The sequence below is a fragment of the Gluconobacter sp. R75690 genome, from assembly GCF_015244525.1.
Lineage (GTDB): Bacteria > Pseudomonadota > Alphaproteobacteria > Acetobacterales > Acetobacteraceae > Gluconobacter > Gluconobacter potus.
In genome coordinates, this window is record NZ_JABCQB010000003.1 from 158620 (window position 1) to 184067 (window position 25448).

Annotated in this window: 21 protein-coding genes and 1 tRNA gene; 7 read left to right on the top strand and 15 right to left on the bottom strand. The window is 63.0% G+C overall.

The window, feature by feature from the left end; all coding sequences use genetic code 11:
• The first annotated feature begins 128 nt into the window (after positions 1-128).
• The gene (gene clpS, locus HKD27_RS04695) at positions 129-572 is read left to right on the top strand and encodes an ATP-dependent Clp protease adapter ClpS (protein WP_194688703.1); all 444 of its coding nucleotides are present in this window, start codon (positions 129-131) and stop codon (positions 570-572) included.
• 129 nt (positions 573-701) lie between these two features.
• Positions 702-3017, top strand: coding sequence for an ATP-dependent Clp protease ATP-binding subunit ClpA (clpA, locus tag HKD27_RS04700; RefSeq protein ID WP_194688702.1), 2316 nt, complete (start codon positions 702-704; stop codon positions 3015-3017).
• Between the two features lie 57 nt (positions 3018-3074).
• Here the strand turns inward: clpA and HKD27_RS04705 are convergent, their stop codons facing one another.
• Positions 3075-3569 (bottom strand): DUF3465 domain-containing protein, encoded by a 495-nt coding sequence (locus tag HKD27_RS04705; RefSeq protein WP_194688701.1) that lies wholly within the window; start codon positions 3567-3569, stop codon positions 3075-3077.
• Between the two features lie 119 nt (positions 3570-3688).
• Positions 3689-4381 carry a polymer-forming cytoskeletal protein gene (locus HKD27_RS04710; protein WP_228119110.1) on the bottom strand — a complete coding sequence of 231 codons (693 nt, stop codon included), beginning with the start codon at positions 4379-4381 and terminating at the stop codon, positions 3689-3691.
• 298 nt (positions 4382-4679) lie between these two features.
• On the opposite strand from HKD27_RS04710, the gene HKD27_RS04715 reads away from it, so the two are divergent.
• A complete protein-coding gene (locus HKD27_RS04715) occupies positions 4680-5660 on the top strand; it encodes an adenosine kinase (protein WP_194688700.1) in 981 nt (326 codons plus the stop codon).
• Positions 5661-5692: 32 nt separating this feature from the next.
• Here the strand turns inward: HKD27_RS04715 and hpnK are convergent, their stop codons facing one another.
• The 4 genes from hpnK to HKD27_RS04735 form a co-directional block, all read right to left on the bottom strand.
• Positions 5693-6529: a hopanoid biosynthesis-associated protein HpnK gene (hpnK, locus tag HKD27_RS04720; RefSeq protein WP_194688699.1), complete on the bottom strand. Its 837-nt coding sequence runs from the start codon at positions 6527-6529 to the stop codon at positions 5693-5695.
• Positions 6530-6602: 73 nt separating this feature from the next.
• Complete coding sequence (gene hpnJ, locus HKD27_RS04725; protein WP_194263857.1) at positions 6603-8027, bottom strand: hopanoid biosynthesis associated radical SAM protein HpnJ; 1425 nt, start codon at positions 8025-8027, stop codon at positions 6603-6605.
• Entirely contained in the window at positions 8024-9235 is a 1212-nt protein-coding gene (gene hpnI / locus HKD27_RS04730) for a bacteriohopanetetrol glucosamine biosynthesis glycosyltransferase HpnI (RefSeq protein ID WP_194688698.1), read from the bottom strand. The genes hpnJ and hpnI overlap by 4 nt, the downstream gene beginning before the upstream one ends.
• Positions 9236-9293: 58 nt before the next feature.
• Positions 9294-9962, bottom strand: a complete 669-nt coding sequence (locus HKD27_RS04735) for an ABC transporter substrate-binding protein (RefSeq protein WP_194688697.1) — start codon at positions 9960-9962, stop codon at positions 9294-9296.
• A 323-nt stretch (positions 9963-10285) separates the two neighbouring features.
• On the opposite strand from HKD27_RS04735, the gene hpnH reads away from it, so the two are divergent.
• Together hpnH and HKD27_RS04745 are read left to right on the top strand one after the other, a co-directional pair.
• Positions 10286-11479, top strand: a complete 1194-nt coding sequence (gene hpnH, locus HKD27_RS04740) for an adenosyl-hopene transferase HpnH (RefSeq protein WP_011252194.1) — start codon at positions 10286-10288, stop codon at positions 11477-11479.
• A 154-nt stretch (positions 11480-11633) separates the two neighbouring features.
• A complete protein-coding gene (locus HKD27_RS04745; protein ID WP_041111211.1) occupies positions 11634-12926 on the top strand; it encodes a hemolysin family protein in 1293 nt (430 codons plus the stop codon).
• Positions 12927-12935: 9 nt separating this feature from the next.
• On the opposite strand, the gene HKD27_RS04750 is transcribed toward HKD27_RS04745, so the two are convergent.
• From HKD27_RS04750 to HKD27_RS04760, 3 genes are read right to left on the bottom strand one after another with little or no spacing between them, the layout of a single operon-like run.
• Positions 12936-13370 (bottom strand): flagellar protein FlgN, encoded by a 435-nt coding sequence (locus tag HKD27_RS04750; protein WP_194688696.1) that lies wholly within the window; start codon positions 13368-13370, stop codon positions 12936-12938.
• Complete coding sequence (locus tag HKD27_RS04755; protein WP_011252197.1) at positions 13367-13669, bottom strand: rod-binding protein; 303 nt, start codon at positions 13667-13669, stop codon at positions 13367-13369. Before HKD27_RS04755 ends, HKD27_RS04750 begins: the two co-directional genes overlap by 4 nt.
• Positions 13669-14811 carry a flagellar basal body P-ring protein FlgI gene (locus tag HKD27_RS04760; RefSeq protein WP_194688695.1) on the bottom strand — a complete coding sequence of 381 codons (1143 nt, stop codon included), beginning with the start codon at positions 14809-14811 and terminating at the stop codon, positions 13669-13671. Before HKD27_RS04760 ends, HKD27_RS04755 begins: the two co-directional genes overlap by 1 nt.
• Positions 14812-15045: 234 nt before the next feature.
• On the opposite strand from HKD27_RS04760, the gene dksA reads away from it, so the two are divergent.
• Positions 15046-15459 (top strand): RNA polymerase-binding protein DksA, encoded by a 414-nt coding sequence (gene dksA, locus HKD27_RS04765; protein WP_041112617.1) that lies wholly within the window; start codon positions 15046-15048, stop codon positions 15457-15459.
• Positions 15460-15511: 52 nt separating this feature from the next.
• Positions 15512-15586: transfer RNA gene (locus HKD27_RS04770), tRNA-Thr, on the top strand.
• 235 nt (positions 15587-15821) lie between these two features.
• Here HKD27_RS04770 and HKD27_RS04775 read toward each other — a convergent pair.
• The 6 genes from HKD27_RS04775 to tsaE form a co-directional block, all read right to left on the bottom strand.
• Complete coding sequence (locus tag HKD27_RS04775) at positions 15822-16514, bottom strand: GcrA family cell cycle regulator (protein WP_194688694.1); 693 nt, start codon at positions 16512-16514, stop codon at positions 15822-15824.
• Between the two features lie 135 nt (positions 16515-16649).
• The gene (gene rnd, locus HKD27_RS04780; protein WP_194688693.1) at positions 16650-17840 is read right to left on the bottom strand and encodes a ribonuclease D; all 1191 of its coding nucleotides are present in this window, start codon (positions 17838-17840) and stop codon (positions 16650-16652) included.
• A gap of 74 nt (positions 17841-17914) precedes the next feature.
• Entirely contained in the window at positions 17915-18241 is a 327-nt protein-coding gene (trxA, locus tag HKD27_RS04785; RefSeq protein WP_011252202.1) for a thioredoxin TrxA, read from the bottom strand.
• 84 nt (positions 18242-18325) lie between these two features.
• Positions 18326-21901, bottom strand: coding sequence for a double-strand break repair helicase AddA (gene addA, locus HKD27_RS04790; RefSeq protein ID WP_194688692.1), 3576 nt, complete (start codon positions 21899-21901; stop codon positions 18326-18328).
• Positions 21898-24948, bottom strand: a complete 3051-nt coding sequence (gene addB / locus HKD27_RS04795; protein WP_194688691.1) for a double-strand break repair protein AddB — start codon at positions 24946-24948, stop codon at positions 21898-21900. The genes addA and addB overlap by 4 nt, the downstream gene beginning before the upstream one ends.
• The gene (tsaE, locus tag HKD27_RS04800; protein ID WP_194688808.1) at positions 24945-25394 is read right to left on the bottom strand and encodes a tRNA (adenosine(37)-N6)-threonylcarbamoyltransferase complex ATPase subunit type 1 TsaE; all 450 of its coding nucleotides are present in this window, start codon (positions 25392-25394) and stop codon (positions 24945-24947) included. The genes addB and tsaE overlap by 4 nt, the downstream gene beginning before the upstream one ends.
• Between the last annotated feature and the right edge of the window lie 54 nt (positions 25395-25448).

Sequence of the window (25448 nt, forward strand, 5' to 3'; positions counted from 1 at the left end):
GACTTTCCTTAATTTTTCGTAAGCAGGAGGCAAACGCGGCAGCATCATGGCAGAGGGCGCATAAAAACCTCATTTCAGAGGCGCGCGGCCCTTCTCAAGACCGAAATTCGCACCATATCATACCAGTCATGTCTTCTTATGATCTTCCCCCCTGTCTGAATGGCCTTCCCCGTGCCGCATTCCCGCGGCTCGCATCCCGCATGGGGCCGGAGTCTCCCGACTCCATTCCGCCCCATGGGCCCGGGAACGGACCTGGGGACGGAGACGGGGATCAAGACCTTGACATCGGGGTGGTGGTGCGGCCGCGAACCCGGACGCGCAAGCCTTCCATGTACAAGGTCCTGATGCTCAATGACGACTACACGCCGATGGAATTCGTGGTGCATGTCCTGGAGCGTTTCTTTGCCAAGACGCGCGATGAGGCGACGTCCATCATGCTTCAGGTCCATCAGCGTGGCGTCGGAATCTGCGGTGTGTTCACGTATGAAGTGGCCGAGAGCAAGGTGACACAGGTGATGGACCTGGCGCGCCAGAACCAGCACCCCCTTCAGTGCACGATCGAGAAAGACTGATCCGTCTGACAGACAGAAAAGCGCGGACGCAGGATATTTTCTTGTTTCCATCTGCGTTTCTGGCTGGCGTTACACGTTACTCCGCGACAAGATACCTTTCCTACGAGAGGTCGAGAGGAGCGCCATCACATGCTGTCCCGTACGCTCGAACAGACGCTCCACCGCGCCCTGACATTCGCAGGTGACCGGCGTCACGAATATGCAACCCTCGAACATCTTCTGCTCGCGCTGACAGAGGACGACGATGCCCTGACGGTCTTCCGGGCCTGCGGCATCGACCTCGACAAGCTGCGCTCCGACCTGACGGACTTCCTGGACAAGGATCTGGCGGGACTGGCGGCAGAACGCCCGACAGAACCCAAGCCGACCGCGGCCTTCCAGCGCGTGATCCAGCGTGCGGCGATTCACGTCCAGAGCACGGGTCGCGACGAAGTCACAGGCGCGAACGTCCTGGTGGCCCTGTTCGCCGAACGCGAGAGCCATGCCGTCTATTTCCTGCAGTTGCAGGACATGACGCGACTCGACGCGGTCAATTTCATCTCTCACGGCATTGCCAAGGCTCCGGACCGTGGCGCGGGACGGCGTCCGGCCGCGGCTTCCAAGGACACGTCCGAGCGTGAAGAGCGCAAGGAAAGTGCCAAGGAAGGCGCATTGGCGACCTATTGCGTCGATCTGAACGAACGTGCGCGTGAGGGACGGATCGATCCGCTCATCGGCCGCGATCAGGAAATCGAACGCACGATCCAGATCCTGTGCCGCCGCACCAAGAACAACCCGCTCTATGTGGGCGATCCAGGTGTGGGCAAGACGGCCATTGCTGAAGGTCTGGCCAAGCGGATCGTGGAAGGCGACGTGCCGGAAGTGCTGCTGAACAGCACGATCTATTCGCTCGACATGGGTTCGCTTCTGGCCGGCACGCGCTATCGCGGCGATTTCGAAGAGCGGCTGAAGGCCGTCGTGACGGAAATGGACCAGACCCCTGGCGCCATCCTGTTCATCGACGAGATCCACACCGTGATCGGTGCCGGTGCGACGTCGGGCGGGGCGATGGATGCGTCCAACCTGCTCAAGCCCGCCCTGGCTGCCGGAACGCTGCGCTGCATCGGCTCCACGACCTACAAGGAATTCCGCCAGCATTTCGAGAAGGATCGGGCGCTTGTCCGCCGGTTCCAGAAGATCGACGTGCCGGAGCCTTCGATCGAGGATGCGATCAAGATCCTGCGCGGCCTGAAAGGCAGCTACGAAAAGCATCACAAGGTCCGCTATACCGACGAGGCCCTGCGTGGTGCGGTCGAGCTGGCAGCCAAGTATGTCCATGACCGCAAGCTGCCGGACAAGGCGATCGACGTGATCGACGAAGTCGGTGCCGCGCGGATGCTCGTGCCCGAGAACAAGCGCCGCAAGACGGTGACGCTGAAGGACGTGGAAGAGGCCATCGCCAAGATCGCCCGCATCCCGCCCAAGAGCGTCTCGGCCGATGACCGCGAGACCCTGCGCCATCTGGAGCGGGATCTGCGAAACATGGTCTTCGGGCAGGACAAGGCGATCGACGCGCTGGCCGCTGCGATCAAGCTGTCCCGTGCCGGACTGCGCGATGCGGAAAAGCCGATTGGCAACTACCTGTTCTCCGGCCCCACGGGCGTCGGCAAGACGGAAGTCGCCAAGCAGCTTGCCAACTCGCTCGGGATCGAACTGATCCGCTTCGACATGTCCGAATACATGGAGCGTCATTCGATCTCCCGTCTGATCGGCGCGCCTCCGGGTTATGTCGGCTTCGATCAGGGCGGCCTGCTGACGGATGCCATCGACCAGCATCCGCATGCGGTCCTTCTGCTGGACGAGATCGAAAAGGCCCATCCGGACCTGTTCAATGTCCTGCTTCAGGTCATGGACCATGGTCGCCTGACGGATCACAACGGCAAGGTCGTTGATTTCCGCAACGTGATCCTGATCATGACCACGAATGCGGGTGCAGCGGACCTGTCCAAGGAGACGATCGGGTTTGGCCGGACCGTACGCAGTGGCGAGGATGCAGAGGCGATCAAGCGCCTGTTCACGCCGGAATTCCGCAACCGTCTGGATGCGATCATTCCGTTCGCCAACCTCACGCCGGAAACGGTGGGCCGCGTGGTTGAGAAATTCGTGCTCCAGCTTGAGGCCCAGCTGGCAGACCGTCACGTCACGATCGAGATCTCGTCGGGCGCGAAGGAATGGCTGGCCGAGCGCGGGTATGACCGCCTGTATGGCGCGCGTCCTCTGGGCCGCGTCATTCAGGAGCACATCAAGAAGCCGCTGGCGGAAGAGCTGCTCTTCGGACGGCTGGCTCAGGGCGGCGCCGTGAAGATCGGCATGAAAAACGGCGCGCTCGACTTCGAGATCATCGAAGGCCGGGACAGCGCCAAGGGCGAAGATGGCGCTTCGAAGAAAGACGAAGCGACAAACTGAAGCCCTTTCCAACAAGAAAAAGGCCCGGTGAGACACTGTCTCGCCGGGCCTTTTTCGTTACTGGTACCGGGTGCCATTCACGACGACATAGCCCGGCCAGCGCCATTTGCGGCTCGTACCATGATGGGTCCAGTCCACGCCCTGACGGCGCAGGCTGTCGTAATAGTAACGGCCCTGCACCTCGACCTGATCGCCCTTGTTGACCCAGGGCCATTGCGGAGCATTCATTTCATCCAGATCGGAAACGATCCGGATGGAGACGCCCTGCCCGACCGAAACGTAGAAATAACCGTGCCAGCCACTGCGGGTCCGCTTGGCTCTGGGCGATATGGCAAGAACCTGCCCGCAAAGATGCTCGGGAAGATCGATGCGGGTGGGGCCGGACTGCTCAAGGCCCTGCTGGTCCGCAAGGAAGCGGGCATTATCGCAGGAAGCAGGCATGTCGTGGGTGGCCTGGCCCGTCAGGGCCTGACCGAAAAGACCCTGCGCGGACGCGGCGAACGGGGCGCACAGCAGGGCTGCGGCAACTGCGGGGAGCAGACGGAATGTCATGGAGTTTCTCCTGTCTGGGCGGCCCTGTGCGATGTTCTGCCGCCAGCGGAAAGGACCCGGACACAAAAAAGCCCGCCCCGGCACGGGAACGGGCTTTCCTGCTGGTCCGGAAAAACGGATCAGGGTGCTTCGCTGGAGCCTTCACCAGCAGCCGGCTCAGCCTTGGCGGCTTCGCTGGCAGCCGGGCGTGCGGGCGCACCATCCGTGATCATTTCGAGCTGACCGGTGATCTGGCCACCGTCCTCGACCTGCAGGCGACGGCACTTCACCTTGCCGATCAGACGGCCGGTGGAGCGGATCGTCAGGCTGCCATTGACGGTCAGGGTCCCGTCAATCGTGCCAGCCAGTTCCGCGTCCTCGACTTCAACACCACCGCGGAAGACGCCGCCATGCGTGACCTGAAGCTCGCTGGCCTGGATCATGCTGGACTCGACGGTCCCCTCGACCACGAGGCGCTCGGCGTCCTGCACCGAACCCTGGACGCTGATGCCGCGGCCCACGACGAGCGTGCGGCGCTCCGGCCCGGTCTGGCGCGGGGCGCCCGGAACGGCGGCCGCACCGGGGCGCGGAGCCCCTGCCGGCATCGCGCCCGTCGGAGAGTTGGGGGACGGCGGCGCCGGGAAAGGGGTACGACCCATGGGAGCGGGGTCCTTCTGCTGGTTGGGCTGCTGGGGACTGGTGGGCGATCCGGATCCTGACGCGGGAGCCGTCTGGCTGGGAGCGTCCGGCCGGTTGGGGAAAATGGGCTGCCCTGCGAGTTTGCTGTTCTCTGCAGGTTTGGAGTCATCTTCCGGTTTGCGTCTTCTGAACAAGGAAACCCCGCTGCGGATCTGGTAAAGAACACTCTCTGTCTAGGGCGTCTCCCGTATGCTCCCTCGCGAAGGCGGAACAGTCAGGTCGGGCCTTTCGACAACGCTACACGCTCACCACCCGGCGGGACAAGACGCGCATTTCCATAAATGTGGCGAAGGGCCACGCATGAAAACGGCGCCGGACGGACCGGGAGTTGGCGTGAACCCAGAGGGGACCTATGATCGTGTTGATTTAATGGCGCAGTCTGCCCGTTAGATGTTTTTTTCCGAAGTTTTCAGCGACCTGACCGGAGTTCCAATGTCTGCACCCCAGCATGACCTTCTGTGTATCGGCAATGCCATCGTCGACGTCCTCGCCCCTGTGGGTCAGGATCTGATCGACGGGCTTGGCGCCGCTGCCGGGAGCATGACCCTGATTGACGCTCCCACGGCGCATGCCATCGAAAGCCGCGTCGATATCGAAAACGTGACCGGCGGCGGGTCCGGCGCGAATACGGCCGTCGTGGCGGCCCGCATGGGCGCAAAGGTTGCGTATCTCGGCAAGGTGACGGCTGACGAAGCCGGCGACCACTTCACACGCGACATCCGCGAGCAGGGCATCACCTTCCCGTCCGAGCCGCTGCCGGCCGCCGATGGCACCCCAACCGCACGCTGCATCGTTCTGGTCACGCCGGAAGGCCAGCGCACAATGTTCACCTATCTCGGCGCCTGCACGGAATTCACGCCCGAGGACGTGCATGAATCCGTCGTGGCCGATGCGGCGATCACCTATCTGGAAGGCTATCTGTACGACAAGCCGCATGCCCAGGAGGCGTTCGAACACGCTGCCCGTCTGGCCCGCAAGGCCGGCCGTCAGGTCGCCCTGACGCTGTCCGATACGTTCTGCGTGGAGCGTCACCGCGCCGCCTTCCACGAACTCGTGGCCGGTCATGTGGACATCCTGTTCGCCAACGAGGCCGAACTTCTGGCGCTGTACGAAGTCACGGATTTCGAAGAAGCCATCACGCAGGTCTCCGCCGAGACGAAGCTGGCCGCCATCACGCGTGGCGAGAAGGGCGCGGTCGTCATCGGCGACGGAGAGCGCCATGATGTGCCGACGACCGAAGTGAAGGTCGTGGACACCACGGGCGCGGGTGACGCATTCGCCGCGGGCTTCCTTGCCGGTCTGAGCAAGAAGCATGACCTCGTGACCTGCGCGAAGCTGGGCAACCAGGCCGCCGGTGAGATCATCACCCGTTACGGCGCACGCCCGACCGAGGCGTTTACGCTGACGGCCTGAGCCTCGCCCTGCCCTATCGGTCAGAGCCGGTCTTACAGATCGGCCCAGCCGATGCGGGCGACACCATACCGGTCGAATGATGCCCGCACGGCCGGGTCCAGAAGGGCAGCCAGCTCGCCTTCCTGCTCATAGCCCGGCATGAAGCGCTTCATCATGGCGTTCTGGGCCGTGGCGGGGTGGAAGTAGATTTCGCTCGTGCCAGCCGGCAGGCGCGGAATAAGGCCGCGGATATGGTCCGGCGTCATGTGACCGGACCAGCGCAGACCGAAACACCAGTCATTGGTTTTCAGCCCCGCTTTGCGGATCTGGTGGCGCAGGACGCCGATCCAGTGACGCAGGGCACGGTCTCCCAGCGTATCGTTGGCCTCGACAGGCTCCGGCGGCTCGAAAGGCGAGCGGACAGCCCGCAATCCATGCTCCAGACCGGACTCGATCAGGAAGCGCCCCACGGTCGGATGCAGATGCATGTGCTTGTGGGCATTGGCATGATCGAGCGTGAGCCCGGTCGCAGCAAAGGCCCGGAACTGGGCCTCGATCTCGCGGCGTAGGGCATGGCGCGCGGCCGGGCAGAAAAAATACTCCACGCCAAGACGGAGCTGGTTGCGGCCGAACCAGCCCTGCTCATCCGTAATGGCTGGCAGATCAAGGACGGACTTGCCTTCGATCGCCACCACATGCAGCCCAACCTTCAGATCCGGCATGGTCTTCGCCCGCCGGATGGCGTCTTCGGCGGCATCGCCCGCAACCATCAGGCTGGCCGTGGACAGGATTCCATTGCGATGGGCCTGTTCGATGGCCTCGTTGACTTCGAGGCTCATGCCAAAATCATCGGCGGATACGATGGCACGGCGAAGGGTGCTGGATGTCATGGCAGGTCTCACGAAAAAGGGGCCATGACATCTGCCATGACCCCTGGGTAGTTTTCGGTCAGGCGCGCACCGTTCAGGCGGCGTGACGGTCCTTGAGGAACTGGAAGAACTCCACACCCTCACGCAGGCGGCGCTTCATCATCTGCGGGCTGCGGACCATCTCGTTGACGATCGAGGCGATCTTGGAGCCGCGGAAGTAGAACTTGCGATAGAACTCCTCGACGCTCTCGAAGATTTCCGTGTGCGACAGGTGTGGGTAATGCAGCGGGGCGATCTGCACGCCGCTCTCATCGATCAGTTCGGCTTCCGCCTCGTTCAGCCAGCCGTTTTCCGTCGCCTGCTTGTGCAGGAACGTGCCCGGATACGGCGCGGCCAAGGAGACCTGCAGGGTGTGCGGGTTGATTTCCTTGGCGAACTTGATCGTCTCCTGGATGGTCTCCTTCGTCTCGCCCGGCAGGCCGACGATGAAGGTTCCGTGGATCTTGATGCCCAGCTTGTGGCAGTTGCGCGTGAATTCCTTGGCGGTCTCGACGCGCATGCCCTTCTTGATGTTGTGCAAGATCTGCTGGTTGCCGCTCTCGTAGCCGACCAGCAGCAGGCGCAGGCCGTTTTCCTTGAGAACCTTCAGGGTCTCGTAGGGGACGTTCGCCTTGGCGTTGCAGGACCATGTGACACCGAGCTTGCCCATTTCCCGGGCAATGGCTTCGGCACGCGGCAGGTCGTCCGTGAAGGTATCATCATCGAACATGAATTCCTGCACTTCGGGGAAGTACTGCTTGGCCAGACGCACTTCGGCGGCCACATGCTCGGGACTGCGGGTCCGGTAGCGGTGACCGCCAACCGTCTGCGGCCACAGGCAGAACGTGCAGCGCGACTTGCAGCCACGGCCCGTATAGATCGAGATGTACGGGTGCTTCAGGTAGCCGATGAAGTAGTCGTTGATGTTGAGGTCGCGCTTGTAGACCTCGGTCACGAACGGCAGGCTGTCCATGTCCTCGATCATCGCGCGATCCTTGTTCGCGATGATCTCACCCTTCTCATTGCGCCAGGTGATGCCGTCCACTTCTGCGAGCGGCTTGCCCTCGGCGATTTCCTTGATGGTGAAATCGAACTCGTTGCGGGCCACGAAGTCGATCGGACCACCCTTCTCCATGCTCTCGTTGGGCTGGACGGCAACCTTCGCGCCCACCATGCCGATCATCAGCTTGGGATTCGCATCCTTGAGCATCTGGGCAACGCGGACATCGGACGCAAAGGACGGCGTGGAGGTGTGCATGACGACGAGGTCACGGTTCTTCACGTCTTCGAGAATGGGATCCATGCCCATCTTGGCCGGCGGAGCATCGATCAGGCGCGATCCGGGAACGAGCGCGGCAGGCTGCGCCAGCCATGTCGGATACCAGAAGGACTTGATCTCACGCTTCGCCTGGTAGCGGGAGCCAGCGCCACCATCGAAGCCGTCGAAGGAAGGAGGCTGGAGAAAAAGGGTTCTCATCATGATCGGACACTCCTGTGGGTGGCGCCGGCCTGGAGCGAGGTGGCGCAGGACGCGGAATTTCGTTTTCTTCGGGCGATATGGACCGTTCTGCCCCGCCATGCAACGCGTGATCCGCGCGCACTGCCCACCATAATGGCCGCAGACAGCCAGTCACGGACCACCAGAAGCGGGATTGCGGCCGGAAGCGGACAGTCCGTGGCACGGTCCATGATACGACTTCCGATGGCGCGCACCAGCCATGTCAGAAGCAGCATGAACCATGTCCACCAGGCGTTCGGACGGAACAGGACAGCCGTCACGGCCCAGAACAGGGGAAGCTGGATGGCGGACAGTCCGTAGCCGACAGGCGCGACGTTCTTGACGGTCCGTCCCCAGCGAAGCTCATGGGCCAGCAGGTCGCTGATGGAATGCTCGCCCACGGTGGTATGGGTCAGGGTAGGCGCAATGGCGATGTTCTCACCCCGCGCCCGGATAAGCTGACCCAGTTCGGCATCATCGGCCACATGATCGACCAGCGCCTCAAGGCCACCGATCTCCTCAAGGGTCTGACGCCGCAGGGCCATTGTGGCCCCGAGACAGTCCTGACGCCCCAGAAAGCGGGACATCATGACGCCAGGCAGGAAGTTATGATTGATCTGGCAGGCGCCGAGCTGCTGCACGAGCGTGCCTGCGGCAGGACGCCCTGCATACAATGTCGTAACCAGGCCCGTCCCCTGCTCTTCCAGACTCGTCACGACGTGACGCAGGTAGTTGGGGCTGGCGTGAATATCGGAGTCGGAAATCACGATAATGTCATGACGGGCTTCACCGTACATGTTCATCAGATTGCCAACCTTGCGGTTCGGACCGTGTTCCTGCGGATCGATCACCACGCTGACCGGAATCCGCGGATGACGCGCCCGGAGGCGCTCAATGACGGCCAGGGCGGTATCTTCCCTGTCCTGAACGCCGAAGACGATCTGGAAATCCGGATAGTCCTGGGTGAACACGCTTTCCAGCGCATCCTCCAGCAGCGGCTCATTGCCGTGCAGCGGCTTGAGAACCGTGACTGACGGCCAGGTCCGGTCCGACAGGCGCAGGGCTTCGTCCGCTCTTCGCTCCGTCCGGCGGAACCGTGCGAGCAGGGTTGCGCCCGCCAGCGCCTGCAGATTGCCGGCGGCGGAAACAAGGGCGCAGAAACCGGCCGCGATCGTAAGAGGTAAGGGCACGACGGTCTTCTAGCCTTCCCGAACGTTTTTGGGAAAGGGTGCCGTCGCGGGGGCGGACTCAGTCATGCAGGAAATGGGCAGTCTTACTGTCCAGATGATCTGCCAGACCGCTGGCGCCCCCCTGGCTCAGAGCTCCGCCGAAATCGGCGCGCTGGGCGGCCACCTGGCTGATATGGGCGTTGAGCAGGACGTCAGTGATCCGCCAGCCGGAGGTACCATTCGTCATGATGTAGTCGATCGGCGTGACATCACCCCCATCCGTGCCACCGATCGTCGTATCGACAATCAGGCCGCCAGTCGGGTTGGGGCGCGTCTGCGGGTTGACCGTGAAGGCGGCCGGAGCTTCGGGTTTGAACGAAGAAGCATAGCGCGCAATCGTGAACTGGCGGAAAGATCCCAGCAGACGGGTCCGGTCTGCTGGGCTCAGGCTGTTGTAACGCACGCCGACCGAGCGACGGAGAATCGCTTCGAGGTCAAAGGCACGATCCACGGCCGGGGCGATCATCGTCGCGCGCTGCTGGGCGGTCTTTCCCGTCTTCTGGGCGGCTTTCAGGGCGTCATACAGGGCCGAGATCGGCGCCACCGCAGATGTCGCATCAGCCGGTGCGGCCTCGGCGGCCGTCTGGGCCAGGGCAGGGGAGGAGAGCGCCGTCATGGCGACAGGCCCCGTCAGGAGACAGGCTGACAGAAGGGACAGGGTCACTTTCGGGGAAAAACGGCAAATCATGATCGTGCTTTCGTCCTGTAGACAGTTCCGTGCGTAGAGATCAGGTTCATGACACACTGTATCAAGTTCCCTGTAACAAGTTCTGGCATCCATAGATCCATCTGTGCTCGATTAGCCACAGCCCTGATGCGAATTATGCAGCCTGACATTGAGGCGAACACGACAATGGGTCTATAGGCAGTCAATCTAATGCTCGATGGTCCTTCATGTTTCCCGACTTTCCGGAGCCGGGACAAGGAAGACAGCCACGGGCCATCCACGATGTGCAAGGCCCCGGGCGCCCTATGGACGCACCTTCCGGAGGCTAGAACCAGAGGATTATAATGGCCGTTCCTTTGATGCAGGCTGTCCGAGTCGGACGGTACGTTGTCAAGCAGCACCTCACGGGCCGCAAGCGCTATCCGCTGGTCCTGATGCTCGAACCGCTGTTCCGCTGCAACCTGGCGTGCGCCGGGTGTGGCAAGATCGACTACCCTGCGCAGATCCTGAACCAGCGTCTCAGCCTTCAGGAATGCCTGGATGCCGACACGGAAGCCGGTGCCCCCGTCATCGCCATCGCCGGTGGTGAACCTCTCCTGCACAAGGAAATGCCCCAGATCGTCAAAGGTTTGATCGGGCGGAAAAAATACGTCTACCTGTGCACGAACGGCCTGCTGCTGGAGAAGAAGCTCGACGATTACGAGCCCTCCCCGTTCTTCTCCTGGGACGTGCATCTGGATGGCGACCAGCTCATGCATGACGCTTCCGTCTGTCAGGAAGGCGTTTTCGAGCGTGCGACCGCAGCGATCCGTCTTGCGAAGTCCCGTGGTTTCCGCGTCTCCATCAACTGCACCCTGTTCGACGGCGCAGTTCCGGAACGCGTTGCGGCCTTCTTCGACGAAGTCATGGCGATGGGCGTGGACGGCATCATGACCGCTCCGGGCTATGCCTATGAGCGCGCACCGGACCAGGCACACTTCCTGAACCGCCAGAAGACGAAGCAGCTGTTCCGCGACATCTTCCGCCTCGGCAAGGGCAAGAAGTGGCGCTTCACGCAGTCTCCGCTGTTCCTGAACTTCCTGGCCGGCAACGAGAACTATCACTGCACGCCGTGGGGCAAGCCGCTTCGCACGGTCTTCGGCTGGCAGCGTCCGTGCTATCTGCTCGGCGAAGGCTATGCCAAGACCTTCAAGGAGCTGATGGACGATACGGCCTGGGAGCAGTACGGCACCGGCGCTTACGAAAAATGCGCCGACTGCATGGTGCATTCCGGCTACGAGTCCACGGCCGTCATGGATGCCGTCGCGCGTCCCTGGCATATCGCCAAGGTGGCCCTGTTCGGACCGGAAACCGAAAAGCCGATGGTCCCGGAAATCTCGCTCGCCAACCAGCGCCCGGCCGAATACGGCTACGAGGAGCAGGTCCAGCAGCAGATGGAGCGGATCTCCACGGGCGCCAAGCCGGCCCGCGGTCCCCGCGTCCGCGTGAATGGCCGTCCGGCCAACACGGTCTCGGATGTGGCTGACGCAGCAGACTGAAGACGCGCTTCCTCCTTGGTACGAAACAGAAAACCGGCTCTTCGCGAGCCGGTTTTTTTATGGGGAAAGTCTTTCCGCTGCGGGGGCGCAATCAAGGGCATGGCATCCGCCAGTCGTCCTGTTATGATTGTGTCTTCATTATTCTGGCCGGATCATGCTGACCCCTATCCTCGTTATCTGTCTGCTCATTTTCCTCAATGCCGTGTTTGCCATGGGAGAAATGGCACTCATCTCGGCAAAGCGGCCACGGCTGGACGTACTGGCCAAGCAGGGAGTCCGGGGGGCTACGACCGCAATCCGGCTGGCAGAAGATCCGCACAGCTTCCTGCCGACCGTTCAGGTGGGCATGACGCTGGTCTCCATCCTTGAAGGTACGTTTGGCGGCAGCCAGATGGAAAGTACCGTCACGGCATGGATCGCCAATATTCCCTCCCTCCGTCCGATTGCGAGCGAAGTCTCGATCGTGCTGGTCGTGGCGATGATCACCTTCGCCATGCTGGTTTTCGGTGAACTCATCCCCAAACAGATCGCGTTGCAGCAACCAGAAGCCATTGCCTCGCGGCTGGCATGGCTGCTGGTCGGCGTGGCCCGGATCGCACAGCCCATTGTCTGGCTGCTCAGCGGCACGTCCTCGCTGGTGCTCCGCCTGCTCCGTGTCGGCCCCCTGACACGCGCAGCGGTAACGGAAGAGGAACTGAAAGCCGTTCTGGCCGAAGGTGCCCGCGCAGGCGTTCTCGAAACCGACGAACAGGCCATGATCGAGCGCCTTCTGCGTCTGGCAGACCGCCCCGTCCGCGCCATAATGACCCCCCGCAACGAGCTTTTCTGGATCGACAGACATGCGGATCAGGAAACACTGGTCCGCAAACTGCGCCAGTCTTCCTACGCCCGGATTGTCGTCTGTGAGGGAGACGTCGATCATCCCGTCGGTGTCATTCTGGCCAAGGACATCATGGACCGGCTGCTGCTGAAGCTTCCGGTTTCCGTCGATGCGGTCCTGCGTGAGCCGCCGGTCATTCCAGACAGCCTCAGCGCCCAGGACATGATCGAGCGCATGCGCGGCGTCAATCTTGGCATCACCTTCGTCCTGGACGAATACGGCTCCTTCGAGGGCATCGTGACACCTTCGGACGTTTTCGAAGCCATTGTCGGCGAGGAAAAGACCGAATCCTCGTCTTCGGAACTTCAGGCGGCCGAAGGTGAAGACGAATATATTTTCGATGGCTTCATGCCGGCGGACGAACTGCGTTCCCGTCTCGACCTGCCGGAACTACCAGGCGCCGGCGGTTATCATACCCTCGGCGGCGTGATGCTGGCGCTTTTGCGGCGCGTTCCGGCCCGGGGAGACAAGGTGGCGTTCGGGGGCTGGCTGTTCGAGGTTCTGGAAATGGATCGCCGACGCGTCGGAAGGGTCAAGGTCAGTCATCAGGTTCTCGCCGAAGACTGACCCTGCAGCTCAGACCTTGCTGACAAACAGGGCCGGCCTGTCAGTCACGGGAGCATAGCCACCCTGATTGCCGTAATTCTGCGGCTGAGCTGTCATCGGCGTGGATGTCAGCAGTTCGATGACGCGCTTCTGGGCTGTAATGGCCCTTTGCAGAAGCTCGCCATTGCGATTGCCCAGTTCCGTCATCTGTTCCAGCAGGTCGCGATAGGGGAAGGCCGGCGAGTCACCCCGCGCAACAGCCTCATCGTCCTCCGGGCGGCACGGGCAAAGATTCTCCCTGCGGTCATTGGCCGCGGAAACTTCCTGCTCCAGCGTTCTGGCTGCATCCTGCTTTTCCGGAAGAAGAGCCAGAGCGTCCGGAATCCGCGCCTCTTCCAGTGCAGAGTTTTCCGCTTCGAGAATGGCGATCAGCCGCTGCATGACCGGAATAATGGAAGCGCTCATTTCTGCTCCTGCATGGCCAGCATCTGACGGTCAATCGCGTCCGTCAGGCCTATTCCACCGTTATTTTCCATCTGCTTGGCGATCTGTTCCACCAGCATGGGCCGGAACTGCTTTTCCCCTGCTCCACCGCTGAACATATTCTCGCTGTTGTCATCGGTCGCGAACATGGGCTGAAGCATCTGGTTGATAGCCATCGACTCGAAACTCTGAGCCGACTTGAGAGTCTTGGCCGGATCTGCCTTCTGCCCGTGCAGTGGCAATCCCTGCGATACCGTGGCGGTGGTCGAGGATACTGTCATCAACGCATCTCCAGTTCTGCCTGCAGGGCGCCATCGGCCTTGATGGCCTGCAGAATGCTGATCATGTCTCTTGGCCCTACTCCCAGCGCATTCAGCCCTGAAACAAGCTCCCGGAGCGTGGTGCCCCCCGGAACGACCGCAAGATGATGGGTCTTGCCCGTGTCCACCTTGACGTTTGTGCGGGGCACGATGGCCGTCTGACCGCCGGAGAATGGCCCTGGCTGGGAGACCTGGGGCGTCTCCGTCACCTGAACCGTCAGGTTGCCCTGCGCCACGGCAACCGTGCTGATCCGGACGTCTGCCCCCATGATGATGGTGCCACTGGCTTCGTCTACGACCACCTTAGCCGGCGTATCCGGAGTGACCAGAAGGTCTCCGATTCGGGAGAGCGTGGAGACAGGATCATGATTGCTCAGATCCAGCAGGACTGTCCGTGGATCCTGAACGATCGCAATCGGCCCAAAGGTCCGGTTGATGATGGCCGCGATCCGACTCGCCGTCGTGAAATCGGGATTACGCAGGCTCAGATGCAGGTTCGCACGATGACTGAGGTCAAAGGGGACTTCGCGTTCGACGATACCGCCATTGGCGATATGTCCGCTGGTCGGCACGTTGCGGGTAATGGACGCAGCCGCACCACGGGCCGAAAAGGCATTGGTCGCCAGAGACCCCTGCGCAACAGCATAGACCTCACCGTCAGCAGCCATCAGCGGCGTTACGAGAAGCGTTCCGCCTGTCAGGGAAGACGCATCGCCCGCCGCCGAGACCGTGACATCGATCCGGTTGCCTCCGTGCACAAACGCCGGAAGATCGGCCGTGACCATGACAGCGGCAACGTCATGCGTCTGAAGCTGGGTTTCCTGATCGCGGATATTCACACCCAGCCGGTTCAGCATGGAAATGAGGGTTTCGCGGGTGAAAATCGTGTTCGTCAGGCGATCGCCCGTGCCATTCAGGCCCACCACTAGACCGTATCCGATCAACTGGTTGCTCCGGACACCTTCCATGTCCGTGATGTCCTTGATGCGGACGCTGGCTGCCAGCGTAAAGCCCGGCAGGAGGAGCAGTCCGACACAGACAAACGCAGTCAGTCGCTGCGTCAGGGGCCGGAGGGGGAACGGATATTGCGTGAAAAAGCGCATGGGCGGCGGGGTGTATCCTGATGCCTGCAAGACAGGTCTGGGGGTCTCAGGTGTTGAGGATGGTCGTACAGGGTAAAGAAACCCCTAACAGAGACGCAGATTTCCGCGCTTTCCGACAAACGGGCAAAGCATGTTCGGGGTTGGCGGATGCGGCTGGGGTGGCTATAAGCCGCGCGTTATCGCCTGCGGCTGTTGGAAGCGGACGTTGGCAGATCAGCCAGGGATTGGATGCGCATGATTACGCTGCCGCCGGATTATAGACCCTCCGACAATGAAGAGTTCATGAACCCGCTTCAGGTCGAGTACTTCAGGCAGAAGCTTCTGCGCTGGCGTCTGGATCTGCTGAAAGAGGCGGATGGAACCCTTGCGAGTCTCTCGGAAGGCGGAATTCATGAATCAGACATCACCGACCGTGCCAGCGTCGAAACGGACCGGGCCTTTGAGCTCCGCACCCGTGACCGGGCGCGCAAGCTGATCACCAAGATCAACATGGCCCTCGAACGCATCGACGACGGAAGCTACGGTTTCTGCGAAGAGACGGGAGAGCCGATTGGCCTGAAACGCCTTGAAGCACGCCCGATCGCGACCCTGTCCATCGACGCACAGGAACGCCACGAGCGCATGGAAAAGGTCCATCGGGACGATTAAGGCTTGCGCTTGGCGCGCTGACCCGTTACGAAGCGCGCCAAGGCAACGGTATGCTGCTGTAGCTCAGTGGTAGAGCACTCCCTTGGTAAGGGAGAGGTCGACAGTTCAATCCTGTCCAGCAGCACCATTTTTCCTCTTTTTCAGAGACTTGGCCGTTCAAGCAGTCTCAGATCCCCCATCATTACAGACCGTAGCACATGGCTGTCATGGATCACTTCCGCAAGCGGGATGTGGATCATCTTGACTACAGCCTTCTGCAAAACTCCCTACAATCCGATGAATGATGCCCGTGCAGAAGTACAGGCATAAAAAAAAGCCGCCTCTCCGAGGGAGAGGACGGCCTTTTCCGGCTAGTGCGCCTTTTAATCGCGACGGTCGCGGATCTTTACATACGCAATAGCCGCATGCTCAGCGCAGTAAGGCTTTCCGGGAAGCGGTGTCGCGCCGCAGAAATGAAAACCCGGTGTACCAGGATCGCCGATGGGCCAACAGCAGGACGGGCCACGGCGGGTCGGGCGGTCGATGCCAGCGGTCGAAAAGCGGGGCGGCATGGCCGGACGCGGCGCGGGAGCGACGCGAGGTTCCAGCTTGGGGGCTACAGCAGGCTCCCGACGGGCTGTGACGGCCTCCTTGGCGGCCGCCGAGTGGGGACGTGAGACAGCGGCCGGCTGGGGCGTCGGTTTCGCGGCTTCAGGGGCGATAGACGGTGCTTTATGGACCGGAGCAGCAGGCTTTTCTGCCACCTTTTCCGCAACACCCACAGACATCTTGGCGGAAGCTGCCTCCTTATCCGTAAACAGGTCCGCTCCCGCAGGTTCGGCAGCCTTGGCGCGAGAGGGGCTTTTACGACGGGGGGTGGCTTCCGTCGTACCCGTTTCACCGTCCTTGACCTTGCGGTTGCGGATGGGAGACGGGCGGGGCGGCAGGCCCAGACGGTGCGCCTTGCCGACGACGGCATTTTTGGTGATGGAGAGCTGGCGGCCGATTTCGGCGGTCGAAAGTCCCTGACTCCACAGATCGCGAAGTCTGGCGATCGTCTCGTCCGTCCACTCCATATGTTCGTTTCCCTGTCCCGCTTCGGTGCCTGAACCGGCCCGATATCCTGTTGATTTTCAATCCCGGACCACCGGACCCGGAACATCTTCGGGACGTTTCTTACCAGAAACTCCCCGCCACGTCGAAGGCGGTTCTTACGAGGCCGGTTCGGCGACCCGCTGAAGCTCCACAAGGCCGTTCACGACGGCCAGCGCGATTTCGCCACGGACCAGCGCTTGGGCATCCAGACCGAAAAGTTCGCGACGCCAGCCCTTCAGCGCGCCCACATCGGTTTCACCAAGCGCAATCAGGTCCAGATCGTCCGAAGAAGCCACCAGGCGGGGGGCCACCTTGTGCTGCTCGCACTTGGCGGCCAGCAGCACACGCAGAAGCGCAACGAGAGCTGTGGAGGGCCGGGGGCGATCGGATTTCGAAGGGGCCTTGGGAAGTTCGGACTCAGGCAGTTCCTGCGCGATACGGATTGCTTCGAGAAGGCCTTTGCCCATCTTGCCTTCGGCAAAACCCCGGGTCACCCCCCGGATGCGGGAGAGAGCCTCGACCGTATCCGGATGAACGGCCGCGATTTCCAGCAGGCTTTCATCACGGATGACGCGCTGGCGGGGGATATCGGCGTTCTGGGCTTCCTGTTCGCGCCAGGCGGTGACTTCGCGCAGAATGCCAAGCATCCGCCGGTTGCTGGTCCGGGCCTTCAGCTTTTCCCACAGGCGACGGGGATCGGGACGGAAGGTCTTCTCTTCCGTCAGGATAGCCTGTTCGGAGTCGGCCCAGTGCAGACGGTCCTGCTCGGCAAGCTGTTTGCGCAGCGCAGCATAGACCGTTCGGAGATGGGTGACGTCGGCGGCGGCATAGGCAAGCTGCGCCGCGCTGAGCGGACGGGCCGACCAGTCACTGAAGCGATGCGCCTTGTCGATGCTGCGACCAGTAATCGCGCCGACCAGACTGTCATAGCCAACCTGATCGCCAAAACCGGCCACCATGGCAGCAACCTGCGTATCGAAAACCGAAGCCGGAAGGCGGTCGAAAATATGGAGGAAAATCTCAAGGTCCTGCCGGGCAGCATGGAAGACCTTGGTGCAGTCCGGTTTGGCCAGAAGGGCGCCGAGAGGGGCAAGATCGATGCCGGGTGCCAGCGTGTCGATCAGGACGACATCTTCGGTTCCGGCGAGCTGCACCAGGCAAAGCTCGGGCCAGTATGTCCGTTCCCGGACGAATTCCGTGTCGATGGTCACGAAAGGCTCGTTCTGCAGTTTTTCGCAGATACGGGCCAGCTCCTCACTGGAGGTCAGGAGAACGGGGGTCGGGAAGGTCGGAGCTTTCGAGCGCATGAAACGATCCTACACAATGCGCAGGATCGTGACCACGCCCCCTGATCGTCCTTCCCTTACCCGTTTCAGGAGGATCAGAGGGACTGGTCGATCCAGGCCTTGAGCTGGCTCTTCGGCAGCGCACCCATCTGCTGGGCAACCGGCTTACCGTCCTTGAAGACGATCAGCGTCGGGATGCTGCGCACGCCATACTTGGTCGGCGCTTCGGGGTTGGAGTCGATATTGACCTTGGCGACCTTCAGGCGGCCCTGGTACTCGGCGCCGATTTCCTCAAGTGCCGGAGCGATCATCTTGCATGGGCCGCACCATTCCGCCCAGAAATCGACCAGAACCGGACCTTCGGACTTCAGGACGTCGGCTTCGAAGCTGCTATCGCTGACGGCGACGGTGTTTGCGCTCATGAGGGTATTCCTTGTGGCGAATGATGTTTCTGAGAACGGATATCGGCTGCCCGGCCCCTCACTGCAAGGGGCTTTTGATCTGCATCAAGCTCCGGGACGGACCTGATCCAGCAGCAGGGACGGAAGTGTGACAACGGCCGGTCCTTCCGTCCAGACCAGAGAACAGTGAATGTCGTAGCCGGGATGAAGTTGCGCCAGCACGGCACGATAGGCCGCCATCTGCCGCAGATAGACAACCGGCGTGCGCTCGGCCCGCAGATGCGGATTGCGATTCGTCTTGTAGTCACAGACCCAGATCTGCCCGTCCCCGATCCGCAGACGATCCACCTGCCCCAGCACCACGCGGCCCGCGCTGACACCGGAAATCGGCTGTTCCGCGCGGCTTCCGGGCGCAAAAAGCGGCGCAAGGTCGGGATGGGACAGAACACCCAGAACCTGCTGGGCCAGACGATCGATTTCCGGTTCCGTCAGGCCGAGCGCACGGCGGGACAGCCAGCGCAGGGCCACGGCCTCACGCTCTGCCACCGGCGTTTCGGGCAGAAGCTGGAGCAGACGATGGATCATCGTGCCGCGCCGCATGGCCTGTTCGCGCACCGGGGTCGGACGACCAGCCAGAAGCTCCAGCGGTGAACGCGCAGCCGGAAGTTCGCCGAACTCCGCCCCATCCGGGCGGCTGGGGGCGAGCGGGCGCGTCATGGCGTCCTCACGCTGGGCAATGAACGGCTTCCAGTCCGGAGCGCGGCCCATCCAGTCCGGCAACGTCGCGCAGGGCGGTTCGGCAGATCCGGGCTGGAAAACAACGGGGGCAAGTGTCCGCCCTTCTTCCAGCACGAGCCGTTCGCCTTCCCAGCCCAGATCCATAGGTTCGGATCGCGCATGGGCCAGTTGCCGGAACCCCACCTCACATTGCCGATACCAGCTTGTATCCGCAGGCTCGCGCTTGGCCCCGGCCCCACAGATCACCAGCCAGTCACTGGCGCGGGTCAGGGCGACATAAAGCAGGCGGTTGCTTTCGGCGCGGGATTTTTCGGCGTCCCGTTCGGACAGGGCCGTCGTGACGTCCGTCCCCATGTCCTTTTTCGGCACCCAGAGCGGAAGTTCGAGCGCGCCCGCCTCTTCCCACAGGAAATCACTGCCCGGCGGCGGCTTGGAGGTCGTGTCCGGCATGACGACCAGACGCGCCTGAAGCCCCTTGGAGCCGTGCACGGTCATGACGCGGACGGCACCGAGTTCACTTTCGGCCTCGCGCTTGCTGGTGATCTCGCTGGCTTCGAGCCAGTGCAGGAAGCCCTGAAGCGACGGCGGATGCAGGCCTTCATAGCGCAAAGCCGCTGTGAGCAGTTCATCCACCGGTTCAGCCGCTTCCGGCCCCAGACGCCGCAGCAGCCGCGTCCGGCCGCCATGCTGGCCCAGCGTTTCGGCAAGCAACCGATACGGAGACGCATAATCGACGCGCGCGTACAGCGTTGAGAGCATTTCCCAGGCCGCACGCCAGTCCTCGCGCTCCCGATGCCGTTCCCGCAGAACGGTCCAGAGCGGCTGGCCTTTGGGGCCGAGGGCATGGGCCGTGCCATTGCGGGTGGCGAGCGCCATCAGCGAGTCGTCCGTCAGCCCGCCGAGCGGGGATGTCAGGACGGAAGCCAGCGTCAGATCATCCTGCGGCAGGAGCAGAGCCGCGCAGAGCGTCATGAGATCGCGGACCGCAACCTGCTGCGTCAGCCCGACCCGGACCAGCGTCGCGACCGGCACATTGCGTGATTTCAGAGCCCGGATCAGCGAACGCAGAAATGGCGAACGCCGGGGGACGAGGATCAGCACATCGCCCGCTGTCAGGGGCGCCTGTCCCGGCTGGGGCGGACGGCCAATCTGCTGGTCGATCCATTCCGCAAGAGCTTCGGCCAAACGCTGCGGGGCACTGCGCTGTCCGGTATTGGCGGATGGCGCACGCCAGGGCGTGAGACCTTCGTCGTCGTCCTCGCCCTGCATGACGGGGACGAGCGGCCAGAGTTCCACGCGCCCCCCCTGCCCCGGACGGGCCGAGACATGCGGGCGCAGCGTCTTTTCGCCTTCCTGCAACAGGCCATGCGCGGCGAGAGGCTGGGAGAACACTGCGTCCACGAAAGACAGGACCGGCGGGACCGAGCGGAAGGAGACGTTCAGTTCCGGATCGCGCCACAGCAGACCGGCATTGCGCACCCGGCTGGCAAATTCATGGCGCCAGCGGTGAAACTCTTCCGGCTGGGCGCCCTGGAAGCCATAGATCGACTGCTTGTAATCGCCGACCGCGAAGATCGTGCGCGGACGCGGCCCCATCTCCCACGCGCCCTCACCTGCGAAAAACTCGGATGTAAGCGCGCCGGCGATTTCCCATTGCAGGCCGGAATTGTCCTGCACCTCATCCAGCAGCAGATGGTCGATACCGCCATCGAGCTTGTAGAGCACCCAGGCCGCTCCCGGATCGCGCAGGAGGTTGCGGGTTTCCTGAATGAGGTCGTTGTAATCGACCAGCCCGCGGGCCGACTTGCCGGCCTGAAACGCCGTCAGCATCGGCGCGGCCAGACCAAGCAGGGCGCGGTTCAGCAGAACAAGACGTGCGCTTTTGAGGCTGGCCTGAAGATCGAGAAGACGCTGCGCCTCGTCCTCCAGCAGATGTACAATCCCCGGAACGGCTTCCTGCGCTTTCTTGGCGACGATCCGGTTCATCTGCCGCACGGTTCCCTTGTCCGTCAGCAGACATTTCGCCCAGACTGCGGGCGCACGTTCAGACGGTTCCGTTCCGAGCCAGGCCAGCATCTGTTCAACATTGGCACGGGCCGCAGGCGTCACGAGCCCAAGCACATCCCGCAGCCCAGCCCGCAGATCGTCCTCCTTCGGCGGCTGGCAGGCGAGGTTTTCAAGGTCTTCAAGGCTCTGCTGCCCGGCTTTCAGGGCCTTGCGATAGGCGCTGACCACGCTGTCCGGCAGGATCGCCCAGCGTTCCAGCAGCGGACGGGCGCGGCTTTCCTCCATGTTGAGCGTACGGATGCGCTGGAAGAAGCGGTCCAGCCCTACCGTTCCGGCCACATCGGCGGCAAGTTCCGGCGAACGGGCCAGCCCGTCTTCCATCGCTTCACGCAAGGCCAGCGTGGTGTCGGTATCTTCCATCAGCGTGAAATGCGGATCGACCGAGGCTTCCAGCGGGAAACGCCGCAGCAGGGACTGGCAGAAGGCGTGGATCGTCTCGATCCGCAAACCGCCCGGCAGATCGAGCACGCACAGGAACAGGGCGCGGGCGCGGCGGCGGGTTTCGTCCGTGTTGGGAACGTCGAGGCTTTCAAGTTCCACACCCAGCTTCGCATCCGGCAACGAGACCCAGCTTCCCAGCTTCTGCTGAAGCCGGTTGGCCATCTCGGCGGCGGCAGCCTTGGTATAGGTCAGGCACAGGATGCGCGAGGGATGCGCACCATCGACCAGAATGGTGTCGCCGTCATCGGTCTGCACATAGAGCGGCAGCATGAGCCGCAACAGGCGGTCGATCAGCAGTTTCGTCTTGCCCGAGCCCGCCGAGGCCGAAACGAACACCGAAGCACGCGGATCGGAAGCCTGACGCTGCGTGCGGTCGGCAGCGGCGATGACTTCGTCACGAGTAACGGGGCGCGTCGCAGGCGGCATATCGTTCATTCACCCTCTCCTTCCGCATAGGCTGCGCGCCATTCATCCACGCGGGCAAGCTGGGCGTAGTCGGTGTAGCGCGGGACATGCCCGGCCCAGGGCTGGGAGCGGTAGGGCTGATCGGGATTGTCGTATTCGTCCACGAGGGTCCGGAGTTTTTCCATGGCCTCACCGATCAGGGTCGGCGCATCCGTGCCGGAACGTGAGCCGGGTACTTCGCTTTCCTTGCCCGGATCGTCCCCGCCGGTCAGATGCCAGTAGAGCAGTTTCTTCGTCTCGACAGCTGGAACGTCCCTGAACGCCCCTTTCGCCAGCAGCGCGCCTTCGAGCACGAGCTGGACGGACCAGCCTTCCGCAACATTCTTCCCGCTGGGCGGCTGCCCGGTCTTGTAATCGAAGACCGTTGCCAGACCATCCGCGCCAATATCGATCCGGTCCGCACGGCCGCGCAGCTCGAACGGCGCGAAAGCCGCCTGAAGACGGAAAGACGCCGTGACCTCCACAAACCGCCCCTGCGCCGGACCACTTTCTTCCATGTCCAGACGGTAGGCAGCTTCCTTTTCCGCCACCCAGTCCGCAATCCGGGCCAGACGCGGGCCCCACCAGTTCACAAGGGCCGGACGCATATTGGCCTTCGCCAGTTCCTCGGCAAAAACGCGACGCAAGATGGCGCTCGCATTGGCGGGCCAGCGCTCGGGGAAGTCGCTCAGGACACGTTCCATCGCATCATGCACGATCATGCCGAAATCAGCGTGTTCCGCGCCTTCCTCCAGTGGCTTGAGCGCCCGGAGCTTCAGGACATGCTTGGCATAGATCGCATAGGGATCGTGCATCCAGGTTTCGATCTCGGTGATGCTGAGACCACGTGGGCGCAGGGCGACGGGCGGACGTGGCTCGGGCGGAGCAACGGCCTCGGCGCCTGCGAGTGGCTGATCCAGACAGCGCTGCCAGTCCAGCGCCGGATGCAGCGGAAGGCTCTGCGACCGTCCACCAAGAAACGCATCCATCCGCACCATCCACCGCGCCGGAACGCCGGGCGCACCCTCACGCCGGGCCGAACTGGCAAACACGGCTTCCTTCGACGCCAGAATGGTCGAGACGAAATCATGCGCGCTCACGCCCGTCTGCCGCTCCGGAGAGGGCAGACCGACGCGCACGCGCATCGGGCGGCTCAGCCAGGGGCCCGGATCGGTCGCGGGCGGCCAGACGCCTTCGTTCAGTCCACCCAGCACCACGACATCGAACGCCAGAAGCCGCGCTTCCAGCACACCAAGGATCGAGACACGCGGATGCGCCAGTTCCACGCCTCCGCGATGCGCACGCAGACCGGTCAGCATCTGCCCGGCCATCGACGTGTTGAGGAACGAATCCAGATGCGTCAGGCGCTGCGGCGGAAGGATGCCGGTATTGACGATCAGCGCCGCCAGATGGCGCGACAGAGCCTCGCCGTCCTCACCCAGCCACAGACGCGCACCCGGATGGCGCGGTTCGTCTTCCGGCGCATCCAGCTCTTCCGCCGTGGCCGCCAGAGCCTCTGCGGTGTGGATCAGGCGTTCGAGTAGTTCCGGCAGGGGAATGGCGCCTTCGATTGACAGGAGCGGATCAAAGGCCTGCTCGATACGCGCGATGAAAGCGGCGGGGCCTTCCGGCTCGTCGGGGGCGTCCGCGCTGGCGCCGTGATCGGGGGCATGTTTCTTCTGCGTATAGTCGTGCAGGGCGGCTTTCAGACCCGCGATGCTTGGCGCAGGGGCAGGCCCACGCAGCAGGAGCCGTTCCAGCCGCCGGGCCGAAGCATGGCAGTCGCCCGGCGTGCGCCCCAGAGCGGCGAGCGGGTGTTTCAGGACGGACAGGAGCGCCACCGGTGACAGTCGCGCTTCAGCGGCAGTCGCGATCAGGCGCAGGAAGACGGCGGCCGGAGTCTGGGAGAGGGACTCGCCCGCACTGTCATCGGCGTGGATGCCGAAGCGCAGAAGCTCCGTCCCCACGCGCTGCGCCAGAGCACGGTCCGGCGTGACGAGCGCGCAGGTTTTCCCGGTTTCGGAAACAACATCACGCAGGATCAGGGCGATGGCCTGTGCTTCCTGCTGCTGGTCCTGCGCGGGCAGTATGGAGAGGCCATCGATATCGCGCGGACGGCTGTCCTGCCCCCAGTGTTCGATCCCGTGTTCCGGCAGCAGGACCTCGCGCAGCATCAGTTCGCGCCCGCGATCCCGCCCGCCATCCCAGTCCGTGAGTTCCTCGCGGGACAGGCCCAGATCCGTCAGGATTTCCTTCAGGCCAGCCTGCGGATGTGACGGTGGTAGATCGGCCCAGATTTCATCCGTCATCCCCAGATCCACGCCCGGCAGGATCACGAGCCCGGCGGGAAGCCGCGCCACCACGGCCAGCACATCCGACACCGCCGCAGACCCATCCGCGAAGCCTACACCCCAGACGGGCGTCAGCGGCGGCTTTTCCGCCCAGGCCTGCGCCTGTGCTTTCAGACGCGCAATCTGCCGCGCCACGGGGTTGGACAGCCCCTCCTCTTCCAGCCATTTCGGCCAGATAGCAGTCACGATTTCCAGAAATTTCAGCGTCTGCTGCCAGTGATCGGAAAAGCGCTCCTCCACCGCATCCGGCAGACGTTCAGCCAGATCCACGCCGCTGCGCTCGGCCTCGTCCATCAGGTCCGCCAGCGCCTTGGCGAGCGGCCAGGCGCGATCGATCCCCTTGGTGCTGTCCACACCAACGCTCACGAGCGGCGTCTGAAGAATCAGCATCGAGAGCACGGCCAGACGCCGCTGCGGCTCCACAGGGGGCGGCAGAACGACGTCGATCCCGATGGACGCCAGCGCATCCTCGTCCACGTCATTGATGGCGACAATGCGCGGCAGAAGTGCGGCCTGCGTATCCAGAGCCCGCAGGAACGCTTCCATCAGCGCACGGCCCGCGCGACGGCTGGGGACAAGGATCAGGCCGGGGCCATCCGTTGCGGCTGCCGGATCCTGTTCAAGCCATTCCTGCGCCACACGGTCCAGAAACGGCTCCGTGCCGGCAATGGTGACGACGCCACTCATGGGTTCAATCCTGTCAGGCGCTCTTCAGGCCAGCCCGTCAGCTCCACGAGGCGGGAATCCTCGCTGTCTCCGGGACCGAAGGTGAGATGTAGCGCGCCTTCGGGCAGCAGGTCCCCGGCCCGTTCCGGCCATTCGACCAGCATGATGCCCTCGCACGCCTCGTCCCAGGCCAGTTCGTACAGCGCATCCGGCCCATCCAGCCGCCACAGATCATAGTGATGCACCGCCCCTTTCGGTGTCTCGTAAGGCTGGACCAGCGCGAAGCTGGGGCTGGGTACTTCCATCTGCGGATCCTGTGCCAGATGGCGCAGGAACGCCCGGGCGAACGTGCTTTTCCCGGCCCCCAATCCGCCCGAAAGCGCGAGGCAGTCTCCGGGCGCGCAGCGATCGGCGATCAGGGCCGCCAGAGTTTCGGTTGCAAGCTGGTCATCGAGGCGTATCTGCATGAGGCCAATGTGGCCCGACTGTCCGGAGCCAGCAAGCACGTTTGGGGAACATCC

Excerpts from the sequence above, each read along its gene's own strand:
- clpS (WP_194688703.1), top strand. The coding sequence starts at position 129 with ATGTCTTCTTATGATCTTCCCCCCTGTCTGAATGGCCTTCCCCGTGCC.
- clpA (WP_194688702.1), top strand. The coding sequence starts at position 702 with ATGCTGTCCCGTACGCTCGAACAGACGCTCCACCGCGCCCTGACATTC.
- HKD27_RS04705 (WP_194688701.1), bottom strand. The coding sequence starts at position 3,569 with ATGACATTCCGTCTGCTCCCCGCAGTTGCCGCAGCCCTGCTGTGCGCC.
- HKD27_RS04715 (WP_194688700.1), top strand. The coding sequence starts at position 4,680 with ATGTCTGCACCCCAGCATGACCTTCTGTGTATCGGCAATGCCATCGTC.
- hpnK (WP_194688699.1), bottom strand. The coding sequence starts at position 6,529 with ATGACATCCAGCACCCTTCGCCGTGCCATCGTATCCGCCGATGATTTT.
- hpnJ (WP_194263857.1), bottom strand. The coding sequence starts at position 8,027 with ATGATGAGAACCCTTTTTCTCCAGCCTCCTTCCTTCGACGGCTTCGAT.
- HKD27_RS04735 (WP_194688697.1), bottom strand. The coding sequence starts at position 9,962 with ATGATTTGCCGTTTTTCCCCGAAAGTGACCCTGTCCCTTCTGTCAGCC.
- hpnH (WP_011252194.1), top strand. The coding sequence starts at position 10,286 with ATGGCCGTTCCTTTGATGCAGGCTGTCCGAGTCGGACGGTACGTTGTC.
- HKD27_RS04745 (WP_041111211.1), top strand. The coding sequence starts at position 11,634 with ATGCTGACCCCTATCCTCGTTATCTGTCTGCTCATTTTCCTCAATGCC.
- HKD27_RS04750 (WP_194688696.1), bottom strand. The coding sequence starts at position 13,370 with ATGAGCGCTTCCATTATTCCGGTCATGCAGCGGCTGATCGCCATTCTC.
- HKD27_RS04755 (WP_011252197.1), bottom strand. The coding sequence starts at position 13,669 with ATGACAGTATCCTCGACCACCGCCACGGTATCGCAGGGATTGCCACTG.
- HKD27_RS04760 (WP_194688695.1), bottom strand. The coding sequence starts at position 14,811 with ATGCGCTTTTTCACGCAATATCCGTTCCCCCTCCGGCCCCTGACGCAG.
- dksA (WP_041112617.1), top strand. The coding sequence starts at position 15,046 with ATGATTACGCTGCCGCCGGATTATAGACCCTCCGACAATGAAGAGTTC.
- HKD27_RS04775 (WP_194688694.1), bottom strand. The coding sequence starts at position 16,514 with ATGGAGTGGACGGACGAGACGATCGCCAGACTTCGCGATCTGTGGAGT.
- rnd (WP_194688693.1), bottom strand. The coding sequence starts at position 17,840 with ATGCGCTCGAAAGCTCCGACCTTCCCGACCCCCGTTCTCCTGACCTCC.
- trxA (WP_011252202.1), bottom strand. The coding sequence starts at position 18,241 with ATGAGCGCAAACACCGTCGCCGTCAGCGATAGCAGCTTCGAAGCCGAC.
- addA (WP_194688692.1), bottom strand. The coding sequence starts at position 21,901 with ATGAACGATATGCCGCCTGCGACGCGCCCCGTTACTCGTGACGAAGTC.
- addB (WP_194688691.1), bottom strand. The coding sequence starts at position 24,948 with ATGAGTGGCGTCGTCACCATTGCCGGCACGGAGCCGTTTCTGGACCGT.
- tsaE (WP_194688808.1), bottom strand. The coding sequence starts at position 25,394 with ATGCAGATACGCCTCGATGACCAGCTTGCAACCGAAACTCTGGCGGCC.